The organism is Actinoplanes sp. NPDC048791 (assembly GCF_040650095.1).
Classification (GTDB): domain Bacteria; phylum Actinomycetota; class Actinomycetes; order Mycobacteriales; family Micromonosporaceae; genus Actinoplanes.
This window is the reverse complement of record NZ_JBEZGQ010000835.1, coordinates 1-3,710: the sequence shown is the minus strand read 5'-3', so window position 1 is coordinate 3,710 and position 3,710 is coordinate 1. Positions and strand designations below refer to the sequence as shown.

The 3,710-nt window shown below is 73.4% G+C and carries 4 protein-coding genes; 1 reads left to right on the top strand and 3 read right to left on the bottom strand.

Features of this window, described 5'->3' with window-relative positions:
- A partial coding sequence (locus AB0C29_RS38020) for a TetR-like C-terminal domain-containing protein (RefSeq protein WP_360831072.1) occupies positions 1-231 on the top strand: 231 nt, incomplete at its 5' end.
- Here the strand turns inward: AB0C29_RS38020 and AB0C29_RS38015 are convergent.
- From AB0C29_RS38015 to AB0C29_RS38005, 3 genes are read right to left on the bottom strand one after another with little or no spacing between them, the layout of a single operon-like run.
- The gene (locus tag AB0C29_RS38015; RefSeq protein WP_360831069.1) at positions 215-1,258 is read right to left on the bottom strand and encodes a S66 peptidase family protein; all 1,044 of its coding nucleotides are present in this window, start codon (positions 1,256-1,258) and stop codon (positions 215-217) included. The genes AB0C29_RS38020 and AB0C29_RS38015 overlap by 17 nt on opposite strands.
- Before the next feature lie 44 nt (positions 1,259-1,302).
- Positions 1,303-2,817 carry a DHA2 family efflux MFS transporter permease subunit gene (locus AB0C29_RS38010; protein ID WP_360831067.1) on the bottom strand — a complete coding sequence of 505 codons (1,515 nt, stop codon included), beginning with the start codon at positions 2,815-2,817 and terminating at the stop codon, positions 1,303-1,305.
- Positions 2,814-3,584, bottom strand: a complete 771-nt coding sequence (locus AB0C29_RS38005) for an oxidoreductase (protein WP_360831064.1) — start codon at positions 3,582-3,584, stop codon at positions 2,814-2,816. The genes AB0C29_RS38010 and AB0C29_RS38005 overlap by 4 nt, the downstream gene beginning before the upstream one ends.
- Between the last annotated feature and the right edge of the window lie 126 nt (positions 3,585-3,710).

Here is a 3,710-nt window from a genome sequence, read left to right as displayed (position 1 = left end):
GCCGGACCGGGCCCCGCGCCGGAGCCGCAGCTCGCCGACGACCTGCTCGGCTGGGCGCGCAGACGCGGCGCGCACGACATCGACCCCACGGTGGCGCTGCGCGCGGTCACCGCCTGGAGCCGGCTGCACGGCTTCGTGAGCCTGGAGATCGAGGACAACTTCCGGGCGCTGGGGCTCGACCCCGACCACGTCTTCGCGGCCGAGGTCGAAGCCCTCAGAAGTGCGCGATGATCCGCTGGGCCGGCCCGTCGACGGTGAGCCGCCCGCCGTACGGCAGCACCCACTGCGGGTTGGTGTGCCCGAAGTCCACCCCGAGGACCACCATCGCCGCGGGGTTGTAGGTCTCGACCGCCCGCAGCACAGCCGCCTGCTGGGCCTCGCGATACCGGATCCGCTCGGCCATCGGCCGCGGGTTGTTGAACACGGTGCCCTTGGCCGTCGCCACGACGATCGCCGGGAACTGCTCCAGCAGGCCGCGCTCACCGAAGTTGCGCAGCATCCGGAACACCTCGAGGTCCGGCGGCATCTCCTCGGAGGTCTCGAGCAGCAGCACACACCCGGCGTAGTCCTCGACCGGGCGCACCCAGCGGTCGGCGGCCAGCGTCCAGTGCAGAATCTCCAGGTTGCCGCCCCAGGTCGGCGCGCTCACCACCCGGTCGGCCCGGTGCCACACCCGGCCCGGGCTCGGGTACGGGACCGGCGCCTCGGTCAACGTGGCGGGCTGGTCCCAGGAGACTTCCTCGTCGGTGAACAGCTCGACCGGGCTGATCTCCAGGTCCCCGCCGGTGAACAGGGCCGCCCGTACCGAATCCACGGTGGCCTGCTGCACCCCGCCGCCGCGGCCGAGCTGCACCATCGTGGACATCCCGTGGTAGCCGGCCACGCCATGGGTCCAGAGCCAGTTCAGCAGGTTGGTGTTGTCGGAGAAGCCGAAGAAGGGCTTGGGGTCGGCCCGGAACGGCGTCGGGTCGAGGTGCCGCAGCACGGTGATCTGGTCGTCGCCGCCGATCGTGGCGAAGACCGCCCGGATCCGCGGATCCGCGTACGCCGCCATCAGGTCCGCGGCCCGCTCCTCGGCCGGCGCGGCGCGGCGGGTGGTCGGGTATTCGACCGGCTCGACGCCGAAAACCTCGCGCAGGCGCCGCAGTCCCTGCTCGTGCACGGCGGGGAAGATGGCGGGCGCGGCGTGCGCGGGCGAGACGACGGCGACCCGGTCGCCGGGCGAGAGCTTGGGCGGAACGCTGAAGTCAGGACGCATACGACCATTCAAGTACGCCGGGCAAACGAGTTTGGTGCAGCCGCTCACTCGTCGCGGCGGGGATGGACCGGTGGGGCGGCCACGTCGCAGTACGAGCGGATCGGCGTGGCTGCCGCCTCCGCGTGGACCCTTCCTGGCCCAGCCGCCGGGGCCGGGGTGTGGGCAGGGAGCCGGGTCGGGATGAGCACCGCGGCCACGGCCGCGCCGGCCAGCATCAGGACGGCGCAGATCATCAGGGAGTTGCGGTAGGTCGGGTGCAGGTCCGCCGCGTCGGTCAGGTCGCCCTGGCCGATGCCCGCCGCCAGCGGCAGGACCGCCACGGACAGCAGACCGGCGGCCCGGGCGACCGCGTTGTTCACGCCGCTGGCGACGCCGGCGTACATGTCGTCCAGGGCGCCCAGCGCCGTCGCGGTCAGCGGGGCCACCAGCAGGCACAGGCCCAGGCCGAAGACGATCACCGGCGGCAGGACGTCCGTCCAGTACGACGCGCCCGGGCCGATGCGGCTCATCCACAGCAGACCCGCCGCCGAGACCAGCGGGCCCACCGTCATCGGGATGCGGGGACCGATGCGCTGGCCCAGGGCACCCGCGCGGGCCGACAGCAGCAGCATCAGCACGGTCACCGGCAGCAGCGCCAGGCCACCGGCCAGCGGGCTGAACCCGGCCACCACCTGCAGGTTGAGCACCACCAGGAAGAAGACGCCGCCGTTGGCCGCGTACACCAGGAAGGTCACCAGGTTGGCGCCGGTGAAGGCGCGGGCGCCGAAGATGCCCAGGGGCAGCATCGGGTGCCGCGAGCGGCGTTCGACCACCACGAACGTGGCCAGGCCGGCCACCCCGATCAACAACGCGACCAGCACCTGCGGGCTGCCCGGGCCATGGGCGGGCCAGGCCGTGAAGCCGTACGTGAGGCCGCCGAGTCCCGCGGCGCCGGTGAGCACCCCGGCGATGTCCAGCTCGCGGGGCGCGGCCGGGTTGCGTGACTCGGGCACGTGCCGGGCCGCGACCAGCATGACCAGCGCCGCGACCGGCACGTTGATCAGGAAGATGAGCCGCCAGTTGCCCAGCTCGACGAGCCAGCCGCCGAGGAACGGGCCGAGCGCGCCGCCGATGCCGCCCAGCCCGGACCAGGCGCCGATCGCCTTGGCCCGGTCCGCGCGGACGAACGACGCCTCCAGGATGGCCAGCGCGCCCGGGGTCAGCAGGGCGCCGCCGATGCCCTGCAGCACACGGGCGGCGATGAGCATCTCCATGTTCTGCGCCAGCCCGCACAGCAGCGACGCCAGCGCGAACCAGCCGACCCCGATCAGGAACACCCGTTTGCGCCCGAAGCGGTCGCCCAGGGAGCCGCCCAGCAGGATCAGGGACGCGAGGCTCAGGGCGTACCCGTTGACCGTCCATTGCAGCCCCGCCGCGCCGCCGCCGAGGTCGTCGCCGATCGCCGGGAGCGCGATGTTGACGACCGTGGCGTCGATGAAGGCCAGGCTCGAGCCGAGCACGGTGGCCAGCAGCACCCACCGGCCGGCGGCGCTGCGATAAGTGATGAGCGGCTCGGTCACAGCGTGCTGACCAGGCCACCGTCGATGGTGAAGTCGGCGCCGGTCACGTTGCCGGCGCGGTCGCTCGCGACCATCACGACCAACGCGGCTACCTCCTCCGGGGTGGTGAAGCGGCCGGTCACCGAGCCGGCGGCAGCCTGCTTCGCGACGGCCTCCGGGGCGAGCCCGGCCGACGAGCCGACGGTGGCCGCGACGCCGTCCTGGCCGAGCCACAGGTCGGTGGCCACCGGGCCGGGGCTGACCGTGTTGACCCGGACGCCCTGCGGGCCGACCTCCTTGGAGAGGCTCTTGCTGAAGCTGGCGAGCGCCGCCTTGGCCGCGCTGTAGTCCATCACCAGCGGGTCGGGCAGCACGGCGTTCACCGAGGCGACGGTCACGATCGAACCCCGGCTGCGCAGCAGGTGCGGGAGGGCGGCGCGGGTCGCCCGTACGGTCGCGAGCAGGTCGAGGGTCAGGGTGGCGAGCCAGTCGTCATCGGTGATCGACAGGAACCCGCCGGTCCGGGTATGCGCCGCGCCGACGTTGTTGACCAGCAGGTCCAGGCCGCCGTACGCGCCGGCCGCGTCCTCGATCAGCCGGGCCGGGCCGTCCGCCGTGCCCAGGTCGACCGGGAACGTCCGGACCCCCTCGGCCGGCGGACCGGGGAAGCTGCGCGCGCCGGCTGTCACCCGTACGCCCTCCGCGACCAGCGCGGCCACGACAGCGCGCCCGATGCCTTTGCTGCCGCCCGTGACGACCGCCGTCCTGTCTGCCAGCCCGAGATCCATGTCCCGGACCCTACGCTCGGCCGGCGGCGGGCAGCATCAGTCAAGCGACGGTGGGAGCGAGGGCGGAGATGTACTCCACGCCCTGCTTCTCCAGCCGCGTGTCGTCGCGCTTGTCGGAGATGGTGC

What these genes read in the sequence shown, in the direction of transcription:
- AB0C29_RS38015 (WP_360831069.1), bottom strand. Translation starts at nt 1,258, where the DNA reads ATGCGTCCTGACTTCAGCGTTCCGCCCAAGCTCTCGCCCGGCGACCGG.
- AB0C29_RS38005 (WP_360831064.1), bottom strand. Translation starts at nt 3,584, where the DNA reads ATGGATCTCGGGCTGGCAGACAGGACGGCGGTCGTCACGGGCGGCAGC.